This window comes from Mesorhizobium sp. CA5, assembly GCF_020165105.1.
In the GTDB taxonomy this organism is placed as follows: Bacteria; Pseudomonadota; Alphaproteobacteria; order Rhizobiales; family Rhizobiaceae; genus Mesorhizobium.
Genome location: NZ_JAIUHJ010000009.1, coordinates 100259 through 121191, shown reverse-complemented (window position 1 = coordinate 121191; position 20933 = coordinate 100259). Strand labels below are relative to the sequence as shown.

The 20933-nt window shown below is 63.8% G+C and carries 18 protein-coding genes; 11 read left to right on the top strand and 7 right to left on the bottom strand.

Annotated elements, in window-relative coordinates:
• Positions 1-69: 69 nt before the first annotated feature.
• Positions 70-822: a DUF502 domain-containing protein gene (locus LB529_RS14070; protein ID WP_224525452.1), complete on the top strand. Its 753-nt coding sequence runs from the start codon at positions 70-72 to the stop codon at positions 820-822.
• On the opposite strand, the gene recG is transcribed toward LB529_RS14070, so the two are convergent.
• The gene (gene recG, locus LB529_RS14065; RefSeq protein ID WP_224711397.1) at positions 774-2882 is read right to left on the bottom strand and encodes an ATP-dependent DNA helicase RecG; all 2109 of its coding nucleotides are present in this window, start codon (positions 2880-2882) and stop codon (positions 774-776) included. The two genes, LB529_RS14070 and recG, sit on opposite strands and share 49 nt — an antisense overlap.
• A gap of 93 nt (positions 2883-2975) precedes the next feature.
• Here recG and LB529_RS14060 point away from each other — a divergent pair, with 93 nt between their 5' ends.
• The 3 genes from LB529_RS14060 to LB529_RS14050 all read left to right on the top strand — a co-directional run bounded on the left by LB529_RS14060 (position 2976) and on the right by LB529_RS14050 (position 8360).
• Positions 2976-3263 carry a succinate dehydrogenase assembly factor 2 gene (locus LB529_RS14060; protein ID WP_224631858.1) on the top strand — a complete coding sequence of 96 codons (288 nt, stop codon included), beginning with the start codon at positions 2976-2978 and terminating at the stop codon, positions 3261-3263.
• A gap of 13 nt (positions 3264-3276) precedes the next feature.
• Entirely contained in the window at positions 3277-6774 is a 3498-nt protein-coding gene (mfd, locus tag LB529_RS14055; protein ID WP_224711396.1) for a transcription-repair coupling factor, read from the top strand.
• Between the two features lie 212 nt (positions 6775-6986).
• Positions 6987-8360 (top strand): class II 3-deoxy-7-phosphoheptulonate synthase, encoded by a 1374-nt coding sequence (locus LB529_RS14050; protein WP_095765121.1) that lies wholly within the window; start codon positions 6987-6989, stop codon positions 8358-8360.
• Between the two features lie 89 nt (positions 8361-8449).
• Here LB529_RS14050 and LB529_RS14045 read toward each other — a convergent pair whose 3' ends face one another.
• A complete protein-coding gene (locus LB529_RS14045) occupies positions 8450-10009 on the bottom strand; it encodes an ArnT family glycosyltransferase (RefSeq protein ID WP_224711395.1) in 1560 nt (519 codons plus the stop codon).
• 213 nt (positions 10010-10222) lie between these two features.
• Here LB529_RS14045 and LB529_RS14040 point away from each other — a divergent pair, with 213 nt between their 5' ends.
• Entirely contained in the window at positions 10223-10927 is a 705-nt protein-coding gene (locus LB529_RS14040) for a hypothetical protein (protein WP_140840299.1), read from the top strand.
• Positions 10928-11016: 89 nt separating this feature from the next.
• Here LB529_RS14040 and LB529_RS14035 read toward each other — a convergent pair whose 3' ends face one another.
• The 3 genes from LB529_RS14035 to LB529_RS14025 all read right to left on the bottom strand — a co-directional run bounded on the left by LB529_RS14035 (position 11017) and on the right by LB529_RS14025 (position 13255).
• Complete coding sequence (locus tag LB529_RS14035; protein ID WP_224601562.1) at positions 11017-11784, bottom strand: RES family NAD+ phosphorylase; 768 nt, start codon at positions 11782-11784, stop codon at positions 11017-11019.
• Positions 11744-12121: an antitoxin Xre/MbcA/ParS toxin-binding domain-containing protein gene (locus LB529_RS14030; protein ID WP_140840295.1), complete on the bottom strand. Its 378-nt coding sequence runs from the start codon at positions 12119-12121 to the stop codon at positions 11744-11746. The genes LB529_RS14035 and LB529_RS14030 overlap by 41 nt, the downstream gene beginning before the upstream one ends.
• Positions 12122-12184: 63 nt before the next feature.
• Positions 12185-13255: a GGDEF domain-containing protein gene (locus tag LB529_RS14025; protein WP_095765125.1), complete on the bottom strand. Its 1071-nt coding sequence runs from the start codon at positions 13253-13255 to the stop codon at positions 12185-12187.
• A gap of 317 nt (positions 13256-13572) precedes the next feature.
• Here LB529_RS14025 and LB529_RS14020 point away from each other — a divergent pair, with 317 nt between their 5' ends.
• Together LB529_RS14020 and LB529_RS14015 are read left to right on the top strand one after the other, a co-directional pair.
• A complete protein-coding gene (locus LB529_RS14020) occupies positions 13573-13992 on the top strand; it encodes a GFA family protein (protein ID WP_140691016.1) in 420 nt (139 codons plus the stop codon).
• Between the two features lie 78 nt (positions 13993-14070).
• The gene (locus tag LB529_RS14015; RefSeq protein ID WP_095765126.1) at positions 14071-14430 is read left to right on the top strand and encodes a diacylglycerol kinase; all 360 of its coding nucleotides are present in this window, start codon (positions 14071-14073) and stop codon (positions 14428-14430) included.
• A 14-nt stretch (positions 14431-14444) separates the two neighbouring features.
• Here LB529_RS14015 and LB529_RS14010 read toward each other — a convergent pair whose 3' ends face one another.
• Both LB529_RS14010 and LB529_RS14005 read right to left on the bottom strand, forming a co-directional pair.
• A complete protein-coding gene (locus tag LB529_RS14010; protein ID WP_224601557.1) occupies positions 14445-15044 on the bottom strand; it encodes a DedA family protein in 600 nt (199 codons plus the stop codon).
• On the bottom strand, positions 15041-15604 hold the full coding sequence (locus LB529_RS14005) for a DUF1003 domain-containing protein (protein WP_224711394.1): 564 nt from the start codon (positions 15602-15604) through the stop codon (positions 15041-15043). Before LB529_RS14005 ends, LB529_RS14010 begins: the two co-directional genes overlap by 4 nt.
• A 91-nt stretch (positions 15605-15695) precedes the next feature.
• Here LB529_RS14005 and LB529_RS14000 point away from each other — a divergent pair, with 91 nt between their 5' ends.
• The 4 genes from LB529_RS14000 to LB529_RS13985 all read left to right on the top strand — a co-directional run bounded on the left by LB529_RS14000 (position 15696) and on the right by LB529_RS13985 (position 20877).
• Positions 15696-16409: a DNA-3-methyladenine glycosylase I gene (locus LB529_RS14000; RefSeq protein WP_224711393.1), complete on the top strand. Its 714-nt coding sequence runs from the start codon at positions 15696-15698 to the stop codon at positions 16407-16409.
• Between the two features lie 181 nt (positions 16410-16590).
• Entirely contained in the window at positions 16591-18270 is a 1680-nt protein-coding gene (locus tag LB529_RS13995) for an NAD+ synthase (protein WP_224711392.1), read from the top strand.
• Positions 18271-18290: 20 nt separating this feature from the next.
• The gene (locus LB529_RS13990) at positions 18291-18698 is read left to right on the top strand and encodes a GNAT family N-acetyltransferase (RefSeq protein WP_224628109.1); all 408 of its coding nucleotides are present in this window, start codon (positions 18291-18293) and stop codon (positions 18696-18698) included.
• Positions 18699-19071: 373 nt separating this feature from the next.
• Positions 19072-20877 (top strand): ABC transporter ATP-binding protein, encoded by a 1806-nt coding sequence (locus tag LB529_RS13985; RefSeq protein ID WP_224711391.1) that lies wholly within the window; start codon positions 19072-19074, stop codon positions 20875-20877.
• Positions 20878-20933 lie beyond the last annotated feature (56 nt).

Below are 20933 nucleotides of genomic sequence, written 5' to 3'. Positions count from 1 at the left end.
AACTTCGCAGTTCCAAACCGGCTCGCGGTTCACTAATCTCAGCGTTGCAACCTGCGCCGCGGTGAACTCATGTCCGACGCCCTGAAGACCTCTGGCATGACCCGGCTGAGGAATTATTTCCTGACGGGCTTCATCGTCTGCGCGCCGCTGGCGATCACGGTCTATATCGCCTGGTCGCTGATCGGCTGGGTCGATTCCTGGGTAAAACCCTATATCCCAGCCCGCTACAACCCCGATACCTATCTACCGTTCCCGGTTCCGGGCTTCGGGCTGATCGTGGCACTGGTGCTGATCACGCTGATCGGTTTCCTGACGGCGAACATCGTCGGCCGCGCCATTGTCAATTTCGGCGAGCGGCTGCTTGGCCGCATGCCGCTGGTGCGTGGCATCTATGGCTCGCTGAAGCAGATTTTCGAGACGGTGCTGTCGAACAAGGGCGACATGTTCCGCCAGGTCGGGTTGGTCGAATATCCGAGAAAGGGCGTCTGGTCGCTGGTCTTCGTCGCCAGCGACAAGGAGACCGAGATCAACCAGAAGCTCGACCAGGAAGGCGATCCGCTGATTGCGGTGTTCATGCCCTGCACGCCCAATCCGACCACCGGTTTCCTGATGTATGTCCACAAATCCGAGATCGTGCCGCTCGACATGTCGATCGAGGACGGCGCCAAGCTGATCGTCTCGGCCGGCATGGTAGCGCCGGAGGTCAAGGCCAAGCTGGTGACGCTGAATGGCGAACCGGTCGAAGGACCGCTCGCCAATCCGCCGCTCGGCGCTCAGCCGGCGCGCAGCAGCCGCACCGCCTCGTCGCGGCCGAACAGGTAAAGCAGCAGCCGCAGCGCCCCGCCGCGTTCGGACTGCAATTCCGGGTCGCGCGACAGGATCAGACGTGCGTCGTCGCGCGCGGCTTCGAGCAGATCGGCATGGAACTCGAGGCGCGCCACCTGGAAGCCCGGCGTGCCGGACTGGCGGGTGCCCAGCAACTCACCTTCGCCGCGCAGTTTCAGGTCCTCCTCGGCGATCTTGAAGCCGTCCTCTGTCTCGCGCATCACCGAGAGCCGGCGTTTGGCCGTCTCGCCGAGCGGCTCCTTGTAGAGCAGGACGCAGGAGGAGGGCTTGTCGCCGCGGCCGACCCGGCCGCGCAACTGGTGCAACTGGGCAAGGCCGAAGCGTTCGGCATGCTCGATCACCATGATCGTGGCGTCGGGCACGTCGACGCCGACCTCGATCACGGTGGTGGCGATGAGGATGCGCGTTTCGCCCTGCTTGAAGGCGCGCATCGCCTCGTCTTTCTCCGCACCCTTCATGCGACCGTGCACGAGGCCGATCCGGTCGCCGAAGAGCGGTTTCAGCGAAGCAAAACGGTCCTCCGCCGACATCAGCTTGATCTCTTCGGATTCCTCGACCAGCGGGCAGATCCAGTAGATCTTTTGGCCATCGGCGACGGCATCAAGCATGCGGCCGACCAGCTCATCCAGCCGCTCCATCGGCAAGGTGACGGTGCGGATCGGCTGCCGGCCGGCCGGCTTCTCGGTCAGTTTCGAGACGTCCATGTCGCCGAAGGCGGTCAGCACCAGCGTGCGCGGAATGGGCGTCGCCGTCATCACCAGCATATCGGGTGCATCGCCCTTGGCGGTGATGGCGAGGCGCTGATGAACGCCGAAGCGGTGCTGCTCGTCGACGACGGCAAGCACCAAGTCGTGAAACGTCACGCTTTCCTGGAACAGCGCATGCGTGCCGACGACGATGTCGATTTCGCCGCCGGCAAGACCGGCAAGCGTCTCGGCACGCTCGCGGCCCTTCTCGCGCCCGGTCAGGATAGCGAGGCGCAGGCCGGCTTTTTCCGCCAGCGGCGCGATCGTCGCCAGATGCTGGCGCGCCAGGATCTCGGTCGGCGCCATCAGGGCCGCCTGGCCGCCGGCCTCGACCGCGCGCGCCATGGCGAGCAGCGCCACCACCGTCTTGCCTGAGCCGACATCGCCCTGCAGCAGGCGCAGCATGCGCTCGGCATCGGCGAGGTCTGCGTTGATTTCGCCGAGCGCGAATTCCTGGCTGGTGGTGAGCTTGTAGGGCAGGGCAGCTCGCAGTTTCTCGACGATGCGGCCGTCGCCGGTAAGCGGCCGGCCCGAAAGACGGCGAATTCTCGCCCGCACCAGCGCCAACGAAACCTGCCCGGCGAGCAATTCGTCGTAAGCAAGACGGCGCCAGGCCGAGCCTTCGACGGCAACGTCGATCGGGTCCTTCGGATAGTGGATGCGGGCGAGCGCGTCGCCGAAGGACGGGAATGTATGGCGGCGCATGAAGGCGTCGTCCTGCCACTCCGGCAGTTCCGGCAGGCGGCCTAGTGCCTGGCCGATGGCGCGGCGCAGCACCTTGGCCGAGAGGCCGGCGGTGAGCGGATAGACCGGCTCGACCAACGGTAGACCGTCGGCCTCGTCGATTGGCGCGATGTGATCGGGATGGACCATCGTCGGGCGGCCGTTGAACCACTCCATGCGGCCCGAGATCACCACACGCTCGCCCTCGGGAAGCATTTTCTGCAGATAGGCGGCATGGGCATGGAAGAAGGTCAGCGCGACCTCGCCGGTGTCGTCATGGGCGTAGACCCTGTACGGCACCGACCTGTTGCCGCGCGGCGGCGGCTGATGGCGGTCGACGCGCACCTCGAGCGTGACGATCTGCCCCTCGGCCGACAGCGCGATGCCGGGCCGGTTGCGGCGGTCGATGACGGTGTTGGGCAGCACGAACAGAAGGTCGGCCGCGCGCGCAGCGCGATCGCCGAGGTCGGCCGGCACGACACGCTCGATCAGCAATCCGACCTTCGGGCCGACGCCGGCAAGCGAAGTGATCGGAACGAACAAGGGATCGAGGATGGTGGGACGCATGGTGTCAGCTTATGTCGCGACGAGGGCAGCGCAAAGGCTGACACCGCTCTCTATCCACGCTATATGCGCCGCTTTGGACAGGGATGCGGCGCCATGACCGGAACACAGCGATCAAGCGAGGGGTTGGACGCGCGCCGCCGCAAGCTCCTGTTCCGCTCCTGGCATCGCGGCATGCGCGAGATGGACCTGATCCTCGGTTCCTTCGCCGACGCCGAGATCGGCGCCTTGACCGGCGATGAAATCGACCAATATGAGAGACTTCTCGAAATTCCCGACACTGAATTTTTCCCGATGGTCACCGGCGAGCGCCCGGTTCCGCCCGATATCGACTGCGCGGTTCTGCGGAAGATCCTGGCGTCGCACCGGACCATGACATTTTGAAAAACGCATATCCATGACCCTCATTCCTTCCATTGGCCTGCCCAAGGGCCGCGCCGGCCAGTTCATCGTCGACGGCGTCGCCGACGGCTACGAAGCTTTCGCCCTGGTGCGGACGGCGCAGGAGATCGCGCCCGACAAGCCGCTGCTGTTCGTCGCGCGCGACGGCCAGCGGCTGCCGGCGATCATCGAGGCGCTCGCCTTTGCCGCGCCCGGCCTGCCGGTGCTGGAGCTGCCGGCCTGGGACTGCCTGCCTTACGACCGCGTTTCGCCCGGCGCAGATGCCGCGGCGCGTCGGCTCGACGCGCTTTCGGCCATGATCGCGCTGGCGAAGAATCCGCATCGCGCGGTGATCCTCACCACCGCCAATGCGCTGTTGCAGCGCATCCCGCCGGCCGAGCTGATCGAAGCTCAGACTTTCCACGCCAAGCCGGGAAACCAGATCGACATGAACGCGCTGATCGCGCGGCTGGAGACATCCGGCTTCGAGCGCGTGCCGACCGTTCGCGGGCTTGGTGAATTCGCGGTGCGCGGCGGCATCCTCGACCTTTTCGCGCCCGGCTGGAGCGAGGCGCTCAGGCTCGACTTCTTCGGCGACACGCTGGAATCGATCCGCGTCTTCGACGTCGCGACGCAGCGCACCACCGGGCAGCGCAAGTCGATGTCGCTGCAAGCGATGAGCGAGGTGGCGCTGACACCGGAAACGATCAGCCGCTTTCGCCGCTCCTATATCGAGGCCTTCGGCGCGCCGTCGCGCGACGACGCGCTCTACGCGGCGGTCAGCGAAGGCCGCCGCTTCGCCGGCATGGAGCACTGGCTGCCCTTCTTCTACGAGCGGCTGGAGACCGTGTTCGACTATCTGCCGGATGCGCCCGTCGTGTTCGACCATCTGGCGCATGAGGCCTTGGCCGAGCGCCACACGCTGATCCTCGACCATTACGAGGCGCGGCGGAAGCAGGCCGACAGCGCGCTCAAGGATGCCGTCCCTTACAAGCCGGTGGCGCCGGATCTGCTGTATCTCTCGCCCGAAAACCTCAAGGCGTCGCTCGGACCGCGCGAGGACATAGACTTCACCGTCTTCGACGCCCCCGACGTCGGCGGCAAAAAAGTCTTCCATGGCGGCTCGCGGCAAGGCCGCAGCTTTGCCGAGGAGCGCGCCGATCCCAACATCAACGTCTTCGACGTCGTCGTGAAGCACATTGCCGACGAGCGCGCGGCGCGTCGCCGCGTCGTCGTCGCTGGCTGGACTGAAGGCTCGCTCGACCGGCTCGGGCAAATTCTCGCGGAGCACCATCTCAGTAATCTGAAACCTGTCGCGACGCTGGCCGAGGTCGAAAAGCTAGAGCCGGGGCAGGCGGGCCTTGCCGTGCTGCCGCTCGAATCCGGCTTTGAGACCGACGATCTGGTCGTCGTCGCCGAGCAGGACATCCTCGGCGACAGGCTCATTCGGCGTTCCAAGCGCAAGAAGAAGGCCTCCGATTTCATAGCCGAAGCCTCGTCGCTGTCGGCAGGCGACATCGTCGTCCATGCCGACCATGGCATAGGCCGCTTCATCGGCTTGCGCACCATCGAAGCGCTCGGCGCGCCGCATGACTGTCTCGAAATCCACTACGCCGGCGACGATCGCCTGTTCCTGCCGGTGGAAAACATCGAGCTTCTGTCGCGCTATGGCTCGGATTCGGCTGAGGCGACGCTCGACAAGCTGGGCGGCGGCGCCTGGCAGGCGCGCAAGGCTCGGCTGAAGCGGCGTCTGCTCGATATGGCCGGGCAATTGATCCGCATCGCCGCCGAGCGGCAGATGCGTGCAGCGCCCTCCATGATCCCGGCGGAAGGGCTTTATGGGGAGTTCGCCGCCCGTTTCCCCTATGAGGAGACCGACGACCAGCAGACGGCGATCGATTCCGTCCTGGATGATCTCGGCGCCGGCAAACCGATGGACCGGCTGATCTGCGGCGACGTCGGTTTCGGCAAGACGGAAGTTGCGTTGCGCGCCGCCTTCATAGCGGCCATGGAGGGGTTCCAGGTCGCGGTCGTGGTGCCGACGACGTTGTTGTCGCGGCAGCACTTCAAAACCTTCTCGCAGCGCTTTTCGGGCCTGCCGATCCGCATTGCGCAGGCGTCGCGCTTGGTTGGTTCAAAAGAATTGGCGGAGACCAAGAAGGGCATCGCCGAAGGCACGGTCGACATCGTCGTCGGCACGCACGCGCTGCTCGGCAGCTCGATCTCGTTCAAGCGCCTCGGCCTGCTGATCATCGACGAGGAGCAACATTTCGGCGTCAAGCACAAGGAGCGGCTGAAGGATCTCAAGTCCGACGTGCATGTGCTGACGCTGTCGGCGACGCCGATCCCGCGCACGCTGCAACTGGCGCTGACCGGCGTTCGAGAGCTCTCGCTGATCGCCACGCCGCCGGTCGACCGCATGGCGGTGCGCACCTTCATCTCGCCCTTCGATCCGCTGGTCATACGCGAGACACTGCTTCGCGAGCGCTATCGCGGCGGCCATTCCTTTTATGTCGTGCCGCGTATCAGCGACCTGGCCGAAATCCATGATTTCCTGAGGGAATCCGTGCCGGAGCTGAAAGTGGCAGTGGCGCATGGCCAGATGCCGCCGGGCGAGCTCGACGACATCATGAACGCCTTCTACGACGGTCAGTACGACGTGCTACTGTCGACGACCATCGTCGAATCCGGCCTCGACATCCCGACCGCAAACACGCTGATCATCCACCGCGCCGACATGTTCGGCCTCGCGCAGCTCTACCAGTTGCGCGGCCGCGTCGGCCGTTCGAAGGTCCGCGCCTATGCGCTGTTCACGCTGCCGGCGAACCGCAAGCTCACCGATACGGCCGAGCGCAGGCTGAAGGTGCTGCAGTCGCTCGACACGCTCGGCGCAGGGTTCCAGCTCGCCAGCCACGACCTCGACATCCGTGGCGCCGGCAATCTTCTGGGCGAAGAGCAGTCCGGCCATATCAAAGAGGTCGGCTTCGAGCTTTACCAGCAGATGTTGGAAGAGGCGGTGGCCGAGGTGAAGGATACCGGCGAGGCGCAGGACGGCGGCTGGTCGCCGCAGATCGCCGTCGGCACCGCGGTGATGATCCCGGAAAGCTATGTGCCCGACCTGCAGCTCCGCATGGCGCTCTACAGACGCCTGGGCGACCTCGAAACAACCGAGGAGATCGACGGCTTCGGCGCCGAGCTGATCGACCGTTTCGGGCCTTTGCCGGAAGAGGTGACGCATCTGTTGAAGATCGTCTTCATCAAGGCGCTCTGCCGCAAGGCCAATGTCGAGAAGCTCGATGCAGGCCCGAAGGGCGTCGTCATTCATTTCCGCAAGCGCGAGTTCCCCAATCCGGTCGGGCTGGTCAAGTTCATCGGCGAGCAGGGATCGCTGGCCAAGATCAGGGCCGACCATAGCGTCGTTTTCATCCGCGACTGGCCGAACGCGGAGAAGCGGCTCGCCGGCTCGGCCGTGGTGATGACGCAACTGGCGCGGCTCGTCGACAAGGCCGCGTAACGACGTCTACATTGGAAGCCGAGCAGCTCAACGCATTCGCCACCACTGAAAAACCCGGCTAGAATAGGCAGTCGGCTTCGTGTAAGGAGCCGCGACCTCGTATCGAGGCTGGAATGGCGGGCAAGCACGCTCGCCGGTTTATTTGACGCAATTCCGGACGGAAAGCCGTTACACTTTCCTGGAGTTGCTCTGGAAGGGCGTTGGGTGCAGCGATGACGAAATGGTCGCCGAATTCGTGGAGAGCAAAGCCGATCAAGCAGGTGCCGGCCTACCCGGACCTTGGGGCTTTGCAGGCCACGGAAGCGCGGCTTGCGACCTATCCGCCGCTGGTCTTTGCCGGCGAGGCGCGCAAGCTGAAGAAGCAGCTGGCGGCCGTGGCAGCCGGCGAAGCCTTCCTGCTCCAGGGCGGTGACTGCGCCGAGAGCTTTGCCGAGCATGGCGCCGACAACATCCGCGACTTCTTCCGCGTCTTCTTGCAGATGTCGGTGGTGCTTACCTTCGCCGGCGCGCAGCCGGTGGTGAAGGTCGGCCGCGTCGCCGGCCAGTTCGCCAAGCCGCGCTCGTCCGACAACGAGACCAAGGCCGGCGTGACGCTGCCGAGCTACCGCGGCGACATCATCAACGGCATTGAATTCGACGCCTCCTCGCGCATTCCGGATCCGGCGCGCCAGGAGATGGCGTACCGCCAGTCCGCCGCCACGCTCAACCTTCTGCGCGCCTTCGCGCAGGGCGGCTATGCCAGCCTGGAGAACGTGCATCGCTGGATGCTGGGCTTCGTCGCCGACAGCCCGCAGGGAGAAAAATACGAATCGCTCGCCAACCGCATCACCGAGACGATGGATTTCATGCGCGCGGTGGGCATCACGTCCGAAACCAATTTCGCGCTGCGCGAGACGGATTTCTACACGAGCCACGAGGCGCTGCTGCTCGGCTATGAGGAAGCGCTGACGCGCGTCGATTCGACCTCCGGCGACTGGTACGCGACCTCGGGCCACATGATCTGGATCGGCGATCGCACCCGCCAGCCCGATCACGCGCATATCGAATATTGCCGCGGCATCAAGAATCCGCTCGGCCTGAAATGCGGGCCGTCGCTGACGCCGGACGGCTTGATGGAATTGATCGACCTGCTCAATCCCGAAAACGAGCCGGGCCGTCTGACGCTGATCGCGCGCTTCGGCTCCGACAAGGTCGCCGAGCATCTGCCGAAGCTGGTGCGGGCAGTTAAGAAGGAAGGCCGCAACGTTGTCTGGTCGTCGGATCCGATGCATGGCAACACGATCGAGGCGGCCGGCTACAAGACGCGGCCGTTCGACCGCATCCTCAAGGAAGTGCAGACCTTCTTCGAAGTTCATCGCGCGGAAGGCACGCATCCGGGCGGCATCCATATAGAGATGACTGGCAAGAACGTCACCGAATGCACGGGCGGCGCCCGCGCCATCACGGCGGAAGACCTGCAGGACCGCTATCACACCCATTGCGACCCGCGCCTCAACGCCGATCAGGCGATCGAGCTCGCCTTCCTGGTCTCGGACCTGCTCAAGAAGAGCCATCCGGTCCAGCACAAGCAGGCCGCCAACGCCTGAACAGAGGCTTGACGCCTATCGTCGGACGCGCGGCGGCGATGCCGTCGCCTTTTGACGTCGGGCCGATAAACTTCAAGTCGGATCGCGGGTCATTCCGGATCGGGCGGTCCGGGCGGGTCGCCCGGGAAATTGGTTCTGCCGGGCGGAATGACGGCAAAGCTGATCTGCAAGGGCGGTGCTTTGAGCGACCAGTCGAACGGCACCGTCTTGACCGGCAGGCCGGCGATCCACGCCTGCTGTTGCGGGGAAAGCCTCCAATGGGTCGGCCACACCAGCAGCATACCCTGATCCCGCAGGCGCTGGTCCGTGATCCAGGGGGCAAGGCGCCTGTCGAGAGCCGTGAAGATAGAGGGCTGGTCCGCAGCTTCCAGCCCGGCAAGCTGGGCCACGCCGTCCTCGCCACCGACGATGCCCAATGGTCCTGGCACCGTCTCATGCCAGATCGCCTCGGCCGTCTGCGAGATCGATCGTGCCGGCCAGCACATCGGCTGCAGGCGACCGAGGACGTTGCAACCCGTCCAGCGGGTCACCGCATAGGCGCTCGATACGCCGACCACGCATAGCAAGGCCAGCACCATCAGCCGGCGCAATTCCACAGATCCCAGTCGCTGGCCTAGAAGCGCGATCGCCAGGGCACCGACGAGATTGTACATCGTCGCGCCCCAGGACTCGCCCGTGCCGGTAAACAGCGAGGCGACCATGATCAGGAGCGCCGGCCCCACGCCCATCCATGCCAGGTAGACAATCGCGCGCCGCTCGGGGACGGGGTGGGCCGGTAAGGGGTCCCGTGCGGGGGCGGCCTGCCGTCGCAGCAGGCCGGAAAGAGCAAGAACGACGGGAAGAGCGGCAAGCCCGGCAAGCTGAACGCCGATATAGTAGAGTCGTGCGCGGTTAGCGAGCACCCAGGCGTTGCGATGCTCCGCATAGGTCAGCGGCAGGAAATCGAGGCGGAAAAGCGCAATTGCCAGCGGCGCCGCGAGGCCCAGAAAAACCGCAAGACCGAGCCATGGCCATGGGGTGGCAAGCCGGCTTCGAGCGCGGGCGTCGTACAAAATCCAGATACCACCGAACACCAGTAGCAGAGCCGTCGAGAACTTTGCGTAGAGCCCGATGCCCGAGACGAGGCCGAGGGCGAGCCACCCGCCTGGACGGCCGTCGCGCACCGAGCGCCATAGCAACCATGAGATTGCGGCCCAGAACGGCATTTGCGCGTAATCATGGTTGAATTGCGGGGTCGGCCAGCCGAAGAAATAGATCGACGGCATCAAGAGCACGGCGGCGATCGCCCGGGTCGGGCCCATGATGTCGCGCGCGAGAAGGTAGACCAAAACGAAAGTCGTCGAGATCATCAACTGCGACAGCATATATTGCGGCCAGCGGAATGAGCCGGTGAGCAGGTGGCTGATCTCGAGCAGCCAGCAGGGGAGTTGCGGGTGCTTGTAGGTCAGCAGCACCCATTCGCGTCCCCACATGAAACCCTCGACGACGTCGCGCGGCGGCCCAACATTGACGAGCGCCGGCATGACGGTCCAGCAAGCGATCTGGATCAGGCATAAAAGCGCCAGCAACCGCCATGGATGCCGGACCAGACCTTTCCAGATGGAAGACAGATCGTCTTCCGCCGCAGCCGCGGCGGGCCAGACATGCATGGATTCACTGGTTCTCGACATACGGGCCTAAAATCATACCGATGGATTGCTGAACAGTCCGATAGCAAAAGCTTACGAAAAAGTATTCTTCGGCAACATTGTAAAACCAAGATTGCGATGGAACCCGTCGCCGGCGCTTCGGGCAGGACCGGCCGGCCGATCATTGCCGGAGCCCGTCCGTAGCGCCGCGGTTTCAGCAATACAGGTTCCTCCATGCGCCATCAGCATGCCGTCATCCATCACCGGGGCCTCGATTTCTGGTCGGCGCGCGCCGCGGTTCTCGTCGTCATCTGCCTGCAGCTTCTGGTCATCAACAACCTGTCCTTCGGTCCGCGCTGGCTGGCCCCTACAGTGGAGGCGGCGCTGCTGGCGCCCCTGTCGATCGCGACGGCCTGGACGCAAATGGCGACGCGCAACGCCGTCGACCATGAGCATTGGTACGCGATCGGCCGATTGCGCCTCTATATCCGCCGCGCAGCATTGGTGATGACCGGCGTCATCAGCATCATGAATTGCGGGTCGCTGGTCTTCCTGGTGCGGGCGTTGCTGGAAGGGCATGCCGGGGCCGGCACGACGCTGCTCGTCGACGCGCTCAACATCTGGGTCACCAATGTGATTGTCTTTGCGCTGTGGTTCTGGAGCACCGACCGGGGAGGTCCGCCGACCTGCGGGCTGGTCAAGCGCGCGCAGGCAGACTTCCTCTTTCCGCAAATGACGCTACCCGATCGCGAGATACAGGGCTGGCTGCCGGGCTTCGTCGACTATGTCTTCCTGGCCTTCACCAATGCCACGGCGTTCTCGCCGACCGACACCTTGCCGCTCACGCAGCGCGCGAAGCTCCTGATGATGGCCGAAGCGATGATCTCGCTCCTGACCATCGCGCTGGTGGCGGCGCGTGCGGTGAACATCCTGGCCTAAAACTGGATCGATATTCGGGTGAGGGCGGCATGCGAATGACGGTTTTCTGCCCGGCCTGACCTGAATCTCAACGCAGCTCATCGCCGATATCAGGTGGCCCGCTCCCAGCGCATGCCGGCCAATCGCGGATCGGCAAAGGCGGTGCGTGAGAATTCCAGCCGCTTGTCCGGGAATTCGCAGATCGCCTGAAGGCCGAAAGAGCCGATCCGGATGCGCCAGGTCTGCGGCTCCAGCGGTTTTGCCTTGGCAAAGCCCTTGCACGTCAACAGCGCGATATTGACGCCCTTGGGATCGCGCACCGAGCGATAGCGGATCGCCTGCAGCTCGGCCTCACGCGCGACGTCGGCGATCGCCTGGCAGGCGGTGTAGTCGGTGGCGTGCGTCCAGGCCTTCTCGTCGCGATCGAGCGGCGGCCGTGTCAGGTCGACTGCGCGGTCGCATTTTATCGCAGCGGCGAAGGCGGTGTATTCCGCCGCGTCGCTCGGCCATTGCGTCGCCGGCGACTCCGCAAAAAACAGCAAGCGGTAGAAGGCCATCTCCGCCACCGCCGTCAGCACCGTCTCGGCGGCGTAATAGACGCCTTTCGTCTTGCCGGCGCGGCGGAAGCGGGAGCCGTACGGATAGACGGAGCCGTAGCGAAAAGGCGTCGCCAACAGATAGTGGAGATGGCGGCACTCAAGCGGGATCCGCGGCTTGGTGTCCTCGATGAGATCCTCAAGCAGCGCCTGCTCGTCGAGCGTGTCGATGAGCTTAAGGGTCGAGACGCGGTGCTGCGCCTCGACCATCCGCCAGTACTTGCCTTCGAGCCGGACGGCCTCAGACGAGAGCGCGCCGGGAGTCCAGGTAGGCAATGACATCGACAAGTCCGGCAATCGTCAGGATTTTTTCGAGCGGCGTGCCGTCGAGCGTGGTGTTGGGATTCTTCAGCCACGCCCGGGCGACGGTCTCGTCGCCGCCGACGATGGCGTCGAGCGAGCGGAACAGGCGCACGAACAGCACCGCCAGCTCGAACGGCTTTGTGCCGCGTTCAAGCAGGAATTCCTGCCGGCGCATGCGCGAGACCGTTGCTTCCGACACGCCGATGACCAAGGCAAGCGTCCTGGCGGTGATGTCGAGCAGGTCGGCCGCGCGCAGCGTGGCCTTGGTGACGACGGCATTTTCGGCCGCCGTCGCGGCCGCGACTGGACGTTGCATAAGCGCACCCTTTCATTTCTGTGGAAAATATAATCCACAAAAATTCGTCTGGAAAGAGGTGTGTCAGTCTTTCTTGTAAAGCAGCCAGCTTTTGCCAGCCCGGCTGACCGTGGCCGAGTGCTTTGTCACACGGTTGCGGCCGCCGACCTTGGAGCGGTAAAGCGCCTGGTCGGCCTTGGTGTAGAGATCCTCGGGGTTTTCCGCCTCCGATGCCATGCAGATGCCCATCGATACGGTAACGGTGCCGTAGTTCATGCCGGTCTGGCTGCCGGTGAACGGGGTCTGCTCGACGAGCGCGCGGATGCGCTCGGCGATCTCGTATGTGGCTTCCTCGCTGGCGCCTTCGACGATAAGCGCGAACTCCTCGCCGCCGGTGCGCGCGACAAATATGTCGGCACGCACGCTGGACTGGAAGATCTCGGCGATGATCTGCAGGATCCTGTCGCCGACCGGGTGGCCATAGCGATCGTTTATGTCCTTGAAATGATCGATATCGGCAAGGATCAAGGCGTTGAACAATATGCCGCGGTTGCTGTTGTAGATCCGGGTGATCTCCTTGTCGAAGGCGCGGCGGTTCCACAGCTGCGTAAGCGGGTCGGTGTCGGCGAGCCGCTTGTATTCCTCGAGCTTCGACTTGACGCTTTCAAGCTCGGCTGTCTTTTCGCTGAGCGTGCTGGCGATCTGACGGCCATGGTCGATCGTCGAGCTGGTGGCGGCCGACATGGCGCCTGCGATCTTCTGCAGGAGTTCTTGCGAAAGCAGGCTGCGATTGCTCAGGCCGCTCGATGTCTCGTCGAGGATGCGGCCATACTTCTCGATATGCGAGCGCTCGCTGCGCAACAGCGCGGCGATGTCCTCGAGCTCCTTGGCCACCACCTCACGGGCGTGCTCGACAATGGCGGGGCCGTGGTGCTGCGGGAAGAAGCTCCGTCCGATGCGGTCGAGGTCTTCCTGGGTCGGGCGGTTGCTCAACGAGACGACGGCAAGGCTGAGTTCGCGATTGCTGCTGCTGAGCGCCTCGTAGAAGATTTCATAGTTACGCGGCAGGCCAAGCACGCCGAGCTGTCGCATCGTCGTCACGACGGTGCTGGCAATGTCGGTATTCCTGTCGGTCGGAATGGCTGCCGGCTTCATGTCTGTTCACTGCCCCTTCAGTGCGACCGGAGACCTGCCACCGCCGGCGTTCGCTCACGCGGGGATTTGAATCAGAATTGCGACGGCGCGTCCCCAACACGACCATCGCTTGTGGGAATCATAAATGCAGTCCTGCTAAAGTTTCCTTAATAGCCTGCATTTCCTCGTTGTCCTTGCTACCACAGGGTGCAAAGCGGTGCAGGGGCAGCTTCTGAAACGCGTCGCTTCGGTGTCGCATTTTCCGGTGCCCGGTCATCTCAAAACTGAAATTCTACATCCGGCAATGAACGGTGCAGACGACGTCGAAGGAGGCCGGAATGGACGACAATCATAGCGGATCGTGCCTGTGCGGGGCGGTGCGTTTCAGAACGAAGGGCCCGCTACGCGGCGTGATTTATTGCCATTGTTCACAATGCCGCAAGCAGAGCGGCCATTTCTACGCCGCAACCAATGTAGCGGACGCCGACATTGTTATCGAAGGCATGGAAAATCTCACCTGGTATGAGGCATCCGACTTCGCCAAGCGTGGCTTTTGCAAGACATGCGGCTCGGTGCTGTTTTGGAAGCCGAAAGGCGATGCATATGTTTCGGTTATGGCTGGTTCATTCGAGGAACCGAGCGGGCTTCAGGGCGAATGCCACATCTTCGTCGGCGACAAGGGCGATTATTATTCGATCGAGGACGGGTTGCCGCAGTTCGAGAAATCGGCGCCGTCGATAAAGGTCGCGGGCGGATGAATTTTGCAGCGGCTGCCTTATTCCCTTGATCCCACCATTGCGATATCCCCTGCCGGTGACTCGCAAAGGGGCAGAGGAATGCAGCGGCTGATCGATGCTTTCATCAATTCAGTGCGGGCCTTCCGCAAGTTGGCCGCCCACGAAAAGGCGTTCCAGCAGGAGTTGCTGTTGCTGGCGCTCGCCTTGCCGGCGGGCTGGTTCATCTCGGTTTCCTGGCGCGGCTATGCCCTGCTGATCGGTGCTGTGCTGCTCCTGATCATGGTCGAAGTGCTCAACACCGGCATCGAGGCGGCCTGCGACGCAATCTCGCGCGAATTCCACATCGACATCCAACTTGCCAAGGACTGCGGTTCGCTGGCCGTGCTGATTTCGATCGTGATCGCTGGCGGCGTCTGGGGCATCGCCCTCATCGAACGCCTTGTCGGCGCGCCGATCTGATCCTCGCGGATTGATCAAGATCCTGCCTGGTCTTCCCTGGCGCGTTCGCGCTTCGCGAAGTGATGGCCTACCAACCAGGCGACCACGGCGATAACGATGCCGACGCCGAGGGCGATGAGCAGGCGCTGATGGCGAGCAAACGCCTGGCCCACGATTTCCTCCGCGCCCAGGCCGAAGACATAGCCGATGCCGCTGAACAGGGCCGACCAGACCGCGGACGAGATGGCATTCAGGATGACGAAACGCGGCATGGACACGGTCGACAGGCCGGCGGCGACGCCGCCGACCAGGCGCATGCCGTAGATATAGCGGTTGGTCAGCACGAAAATGTTGGGATGGGTGTTGAGCAGGCGATAGGCTCGGCTGAAGCCCGGACGCCTGCGCAACAGTCTCACATAGCGATGTTCGGCGAAGCTGCGCCCCAGGGTGAAGAAGAACGTGTCGCCGGCGAAGGCGCCGAGGAAGGCGGCAAAGAAAGTCTGCCACAGCACGAAAACATGCTGATGAGCGAAGAAGCCGCCCAGGATCGCCGCGCTTTCGCCTTCGGCCACGCAACCCAGGAAGACCGCGACCAGCCCGTATTGCTCGATGAGGCGATGGATGGTCTCGCTCATTCCGTTGCGGGCCGCGCGGACACTTTTTCGTCAATGCGCCTGATCTGCTCGGCCATGCGCAGGATTTCGTCACGCATGCCGATGATCTCGCTATGGCGAAGCTCGTCGAGTTTTTCATGCAGGGCCATGATCTCGATCTCGGCCTTCAGATTGACCTCGTAGTCATGGGCGGCGTCGATGCGGTCGCGCTCGGTCTGGCGGTTCTGCGACATCATGATCACCGGCGCCTGGATAGCCGCCAGCATCGACAGAACAAGGTTGAGGAAGATGAAAGGGTAGGGGTCGAAGGCGTCGCGGGTGAGCAGCCAGGCGTTGCCGGCAGTCCAGACAACAAGAAAGGCCAGGAAGCTCAGGATGAAGGACCAGGAGCCGCCGATCCTGGCGATGGTGTCGGCAATACGGTCGCCATAGGTCTCGTGGAAGGCCACGGCCTTGTTGGTGTCGCGGGTGATGGTGGTGCGCTCGAGCGTCGACTGGAGCACCCGGCTCTCGAGCGGACCGAAACCGTCCGGCTTTCGCTTGAGCAGACGGTTCGCCATGTCTTCGACGATCTTGTTCATTTGTCCTCTCCTTCGGCCGGGCGTCGATAGAGGTAGAGGCTGCCGGGCCGGACGTGAAGTGATAGATTGCGGCGAACAAGCGGGGACAATGATGCTCGATTTCCAGAAAATCCATGCACGGGCGGCAAAGCGCAAGGGCGGAGAGGCCGTGCTGGCGCCGTTGCTTGGCCCCGCGCCCGATAATATGGCGGTTGCAAAGATCCCCGACGACCGCATCCTCTCCACCATGGCCGAGCGCATTTTCGCCGCCGGCTTCGTGTGGCGGGTCATCGAGCAGAAATGGCCAGGTTTCGAGGAAGCGTTCCTCGGCTTCGAGCCGAAGCGGCTTCTGTTCCAGCCGGACGACTTCTGGCACGAGCTTGCATCCGACAGCCGCATCGTGCGCAATCCGCAGAAGATCAAGTCGGTGCGCGACAATGCCGCCTTCGTCGATCGCGTCTCGAAGGAACATGGCAGCTTCGGCAAATTCATTGCCTCCTGGCCCGCGGACGACCAGGTCGGCCTGACCGCGTATCTCGCCAAGCATGGCAGCCGGCTCGGCGGCAACACCGGCCAGTATTTCCTGCGCTGGCTCGAATGGGACACGTTTGTCGTCTCCACCGACATGGCGGCGGCATTGCGCGATGCCGGCCTCGACATCGCCGAAAACCCGACCTCGAAGCGGGACCTCGACAAGATCCAGGCGCAGATCAACCAATGGTCGGCCGAGACCGGCCTGCCGCGCCGCCACATCTCGCGCATCCTGGCGCTGTCGATCGGCGAGAACCGCTCGGCAGAGGCGCTGCGCGAATATATGAGCGACTAGGTGGTTGGGATCGATCGACGTCCGTCGATCGATCAGGGAGATAGTCGGCTCTGCCGGCGCCGCCGATCAGTCAGGATACGGTCCTCAATCGATCAGGGACATAATCGGCTCCGCCGATTAGTCCTAAGTGGCACAACCAAACGCCATTGCGGGGCGATTTCAGCCACGCTAAATCCGTACCATGACCAAGACCGCTCCCGATATCCTGCGCATTGCCGTTGCTCAGCTCAACCCGACCGTCGGCGACGTCGCCGGCAATCTGGCAAAAGCGCGCGAGGCGAGGGCGGACGCGGCGCGCCAGGCCGCCGATCTGGTGCTCTACACCGAGCTCTTCCTCGCCGGCTATCCGCCGGAAGACCTGGTGCTGAAGCCTTCCTTCCTGAAGGCTTGCGAGAAGGCGGCGCAGGACCTCGCCGAGGACACGGCCGATGGCGGGCCGGGCGTCATCGTCGGCACGCCGCTGAAGCGCCGGACCGGCACGCATAACTCGATCGTCTTCGCCGACGGCGGCAAGATCATCGCCGAGCGCTACAAGCTCGACCTGCCGAATTATGGCGAGTTCGACGAGAAGCGCGTCTTCCAGGCCGGGCCGGAACTGCAGGGTCCGGTCAACTTCCGCGGCGTGCGCATCGGCATTCCGATCTGCGAGGACATCTGGGGCGACATCGCCGTGTGCGAGACGCTTTCCGAAAGCGGCGCCGAAATCCTGCTGGTGCCGAACGGCTCCCCCTATTATCGCGCCAAGATCGACGTTCGCCACCAGGTCGTCATTCGCCAGGTCATCGAGACCGGCATGCCGATGATCTATGCCAACCAGCTCGGCGGCCAGGACGAGCTGATCTTCGACGGCGCCTCGTTCGCCATCGGGGCCGACAAGACGCTGGCCTTCCAGATGAGCCAGTTCGAGGAGGCGGTCGCCGTCACCACCTGGAAAAGAAAGGGAGACAGCTGGGTCTGCTCGGAAGGCCCGATGTCGAAGATCCCCGAGCGTGAAGAGGCCGACTACCGTGCCTGCATGCTGGGTCTGCGCGACTACGTCAACAAGAACGGTTTCAAGAACGTGGTGCTCGGCCTCTCCGGCGGCATCGACTCGGCGATCTGCGCCGCTTTGGCCGTCGATGCGTTGGGCGAAGAGCGGTTGCGCACCGTCATGATGCCCTACCGCTATACGTCGAAGGATTCGCTGAAGGACGCCGAGGACTGCGCACGCGCGCTTGGCTGCCGCTATGACATCGTGCCGATCTCCGAGCCGGTCGAAGGCTTCAGGCACGCGCTGACCCAGCTCTTCGAGGGTACCCAGGAAGGTATCACCGAGGAGAACCTGCAGAGCCGCGCCCGCGGCACGATCCTGATGGCAATCTCCAACAAGTTCGGCTCGATGGTGGTCACCACCGGCAACAAGAGCGAGATGTCGGTCGGCTACGCCACGCTTTACGGCGACATGAATGGCGGCTTCAACCCGATCAAGGATCTCTACAAGATGCAGGTCTACGCGCTGTCGCGCTGGCGCAACAACCATGTGCCGCCGGGTGCGCTCGGACCGTCGGGCGAGGTAATCCCCAACAACATCATCGACAAGGCGCCGTCGGCGGAGCTGCGCGAGAACCAGACCGACCAGGATTCCCTGCCGCCCTATCCGGTGCTGGACGACATCCTGGAATGCCTGGTGGAGAACGAGATGAGCGTCGACGACATCGTCGCGCGTGGCCACGACCGGGCGACGGTGACGCGTGTCGAGCATCTGCTCTATATCGCCGAATACAAGCGCCGGCAGGCGGCGCCTGGCGTGAAGATTACCAAGAAGAATTTCGGCCGCGACCGCCGCTACCCGATCACCAACCGGTTCCGGGATCGCGGCTAGTTCGCGAGATTGCGCCGCGCATGCAGGATGTTGAAATCAGTTTCGACCTGTCGCGGATCGATTTCCGGGCGACCTCCGATCTGCTCATGCAAAGCTATTGGGGTGCGTCCAGAACCGACGAAGCCAACCGCCGCGCCTTCGACAACTCGCTCTGCGTCGGCGCCTATCTCGATGGCAAGCAGGTCGGATTCGCCCGCGCGATCACCGACTACACGGTCTTTGCCTATCTTGCCGACGTCATCGTCTGGCCGGAGCGTCGTGGGCATGGCATCGGCAAACGGCTTGTGCAGGCACTCTTAGATCATCCCGATATGAAGACGGTTTCTCATTGGAGCCTCACGACCAGCGACGCTCACAGCCTCTACCAGAAGTTCGGGTTCCGGGCGGAAGGGCGCTACATGCGACTGGATCGCTCACCCGCTGCCTGAGGCCTGGCCACAACCCGCCGTTGTTGCAAATTCGTCGCAGTGCTTGTACCAGATGTCGTTTTGGCGACGGGCCGACTTGGCGATCGGCTGATGCCTGCCTATAACAACCTTTCCGCGATTCCCTTCCGGGAGGACCGTATGGCAGGATTTGACATCGTTATGCGAGGCCGCGAGGCCTAGGTCGGCGCCGGCGCCCCGAAGGTTTCTCGGAGAGCCAGACGCGGACCAGGCATTTGCCGCTGCCGGTCGCCGCCTCAGGGCAGGCGGCCTTACCATACTGAACCTCCCGCTTTCAGGGTCGCCGCAACGCGCGACGCGGGTTTTCCAATTCGATTTTTACCGGGACCGGGCTCGTTTGCGCCTGGATGACATCATGGCTCGTTTCAAGATCGACCTGCGCGCAAGCGCCTTTCGCAGCGTGCTTGGCTTTACGTTCAGCCATTGGCGCCACCAGCCGTGGCGGCTTTCGCTCATCATGGGCGCCTTCCTGCTCTCGACGCTCGCCGACGTGCTGACACCCTTCTATTCCGGCCGCCTGGTCGATGCCGTCGCCAGCGGCGCCGGAACCGACGCAGTCGCCTGGAATGCGGCGATGACGGCGTTCTCGACCTTGATCGCGCTGGCGCTGGCCGGTGTCGTGCTGCGCAATGTCGCGTTCCTGTGCATCGTCGAGTTGACGCTGAAGATGATGTCGGACATCGCGGCCGATGCCTTCCATCGGGTGCAGCGCTTCTCGACGGACTGGCACGCCAACAGCTTTGCCGGATCGACGGTGCGCAAAATAACGCGCGGCATGTGGGCGCTGGACCTGCTCAACGACACGATCCTGATCGCGCTGCTGCCGTCGGTCGTCATGCTCGTCGGCTCCACGCTGCTGCTCGGCTGGTTCTGGCCGTTGATGGGGGCCGTGGTGGCCGCCGGTTCGGTGCTGTTCATCGCCGTCACGGCGATGCTGTCGCTCGGCTATGTCGCGCCTGCTGCGCGGCTCGCCAACAGCTGGGACACGCGGCTGGGCGGCTCGCTGGCAGACGCGGTGAGCTGCAACGCCGTCGTCAAGGGCTTCGGCGCGGAGGCTCGCGAGGAAGCGCGGCTGGCGCGCGTCGTCGCCAAATGGCGCCTGCGCACCGGCCGCACCTGGATGCGCGGCACTGCCAACGGCACCACACAAGGGGTGCTGCTGCTGCTGATGCGGGCGGCGGTGATCGGTCTTGCCCTGATGTTGTGGGCCTGGGGCCAGGCGAGCGCCGGCGACGTTGCTTTCGTGCTGACCTCGTTTTTCGTGCTGCAGGGATATCTGCGCGACATCGGCACGCATATCCGCAACCTGCAGCGCTCGATCAACGACATGGAGGAACTGGTCGACTTCCAGTCCGAGCCGCTCGGCATCGAGGACCGGCCCGGCGCTCGGCCGATCCGGATCAGCGACGGGCACATCGCCTTCGACAAGGTGACGTTCCACTACGGCACCCACCTTCTGCCGCTTTACCGCGATTTCTCGGTCGATATCGCGGCCGGCGAGCGCATCGGGCTTGTCGGGCATTCGGGCTCGGGCAAGACGACCTTCGTCAAGCTGATCCAGCGGCTTTATGATGTGAGTGCCGGGCGGATACTGATCGACGGGCAGGACATCTCGCAGGTCGAGCAGGCTTCGTTGCGCAGCCAGATCGCCATCGTTCAGCAGGAGCCGATCCTGTTCCACCGGTCGCTCGCCGAAAACATCGCCTATGCCAGGCCCGGCGCCAGCCAGGCCGAGATCGAGCATGCGGCCAAACTCGCCAGCGCGCATGATTTCATCACCAGCCTGCCCAAGGGCTATGGAACCCTGGTCGGCGAGCGTGGCGTGAAGTTGTCGGGCGGCGAGCGTCAACGTGTGGCGATCGCCCGCGCCTTCCTGGCCGACGCGCGCATCCTGATCCTGGACGAGGCGACATCGAGCCTTGATTCGGATTCGGAAGTGCTGATTCAGAAGGCGATGGAGCGATTGATGGTCGGGCGCACGACCCTGGTGATCGCGCACCGGCTCTCGACGGTGCGCGCGCTCGACCGGCTGCTGGTCTTCGATCGCGGGCGTATTGCCGAGGAAGGTTCGCATGACGAACTGATCCGGCTGAACGGCGGCATCTACCGGCGGCTGTTCGAGCGTCAGGCGCTCGAGCTGACCAAGGGCCTCGTCGCCTGAGGAAAGGACGGCGCCCGGCCTCCGCCGGGCGCCATCAGCCGCAACACGGTTGCAAC

Bases quoted from the DNA above. Each gene is read 5' to 3' on its own strand.
- LB529_RS14070 (WP_224525452.1), top strand. From the start codon at position 70: ATGTCCGACGCCCTGAAGACCTCTGGCATGACCCGGCTGAGGAATTAT.
- recG (WP_224711397.1), bottom strand. From the start codon at position 2,882: ATGCGTCCCACCATCCTCGATCCCTTGTTCGTTCCGATCACTTCGCTT.
- LB529_RS14060 (WP_224631858.1), top strand. From the start codon at position 2,976: ATGACCGGAACACAGCGATCAAGCGAGGGGTTGGACGCGCGCCGCCGC.
- mfd (WP_224711396.1), top strand. From the start codon at position 3,277: ATGACCCTCATTCCTTCCATTGGCCTGCCCAAGGGCCGCGCCGGCCAG.
- LB529_RS14050 (WP_095765121.1), top strand. From the start codon at position 6,987: ATGACGAAATGGTCGCCGAATTCGTGGAGAGCAAAGCCGATCAAGCAG.
- LB529_RS14045 (WP_224711395.1), bottom strand. From the start codon at position 10,009: ATGCATGTCTGGCCCGCCGCGGCTGCGGCGGAAGACGATCTGTCTTCC.
- LB529_RS14040 (WP_140840299.1), top strand. From the start codon at position 10,223: ATGCGCCATCAGCATGCCGTCATCCATCACCGGGGCCTCGATTTCTGG.
- LB529_RS14035 (WP_224601562.1), bottom strand. From the start codon at position 11,784: ATGTCATTGCCTACCTGGACTCCCGGCGCGCTCTCGTCTGAGGCCGTC.
- LB529_RS14030 (WP_140840295.1), bottom strand. From the start codon at position 12,121: ATGCAACGTCCAGTCGCGGCCGCGACGGCGGCCGAAAATGCCGTCGTC.
- LB529_RS14025 (WP_095765125.1), bottom strand. From the start codon at position 13,255: ATGAAGCCGGCAGCCATTCCGACCGACAGGAATACCGACATTGCCAGC.
- LB529_RS14020 (WP_140691016.1), top strand. From the start codon at position 13,573: ATGGACGACAATCATAGCGGATCGTGCCTGTGCGGGGCGGTGCGTTTC.
- LB529_RS14015 (WP_095765126.1), top strand. From the start codon at position 14,071: ATGCAGCGGCTGATCGATGCTTTCATCAATTCAGTGCGGGCCTTCCGC.
- LB529_RS14010 (WP_224601557.1), bottom strand. From the start codon at position 15,044: ATGAGCGAGACCATCCATCGCCTCATCGAGCAATACGGGCTGGTCGCG.
- LB529_RS14005 (WP_224711394.1), bottom strand. From the start codon at position 15,604: ATGAACAAGATCGTCGAAGACATGGCGAACCGTCTGCTCAAGCGAAAG.
- LB529_RS14000 (WP_224711393.1), top strand. From the start codon at position 15,696: ATGCTCGATTTCCAGAAAATCCATGCACGGGCGGCAAAGCGCAAGGGC.
- LB529_RS13995 (WP_224711392.1), top strand. From the start codon at position 16,591: ATGACCAAGACCGCTCCCGATATCCTGCGCATTGCCGTTGCTCAGCTC.
- LB529_RS13990 (WP_224628109.1), top strand. From the start codon at position 18,291: ATGCAGGATGTTGAAATCAGTTTCGACCTGTCGCGGATCGATTTCCGG.
- LB529_RS13985 (WP_224711391.1), top strand. From the start codon at position 19,072: ATGGCTCGTTTCAAGATCGACCTGCGCGCAAGCGCCTTTCGCAGCGTG.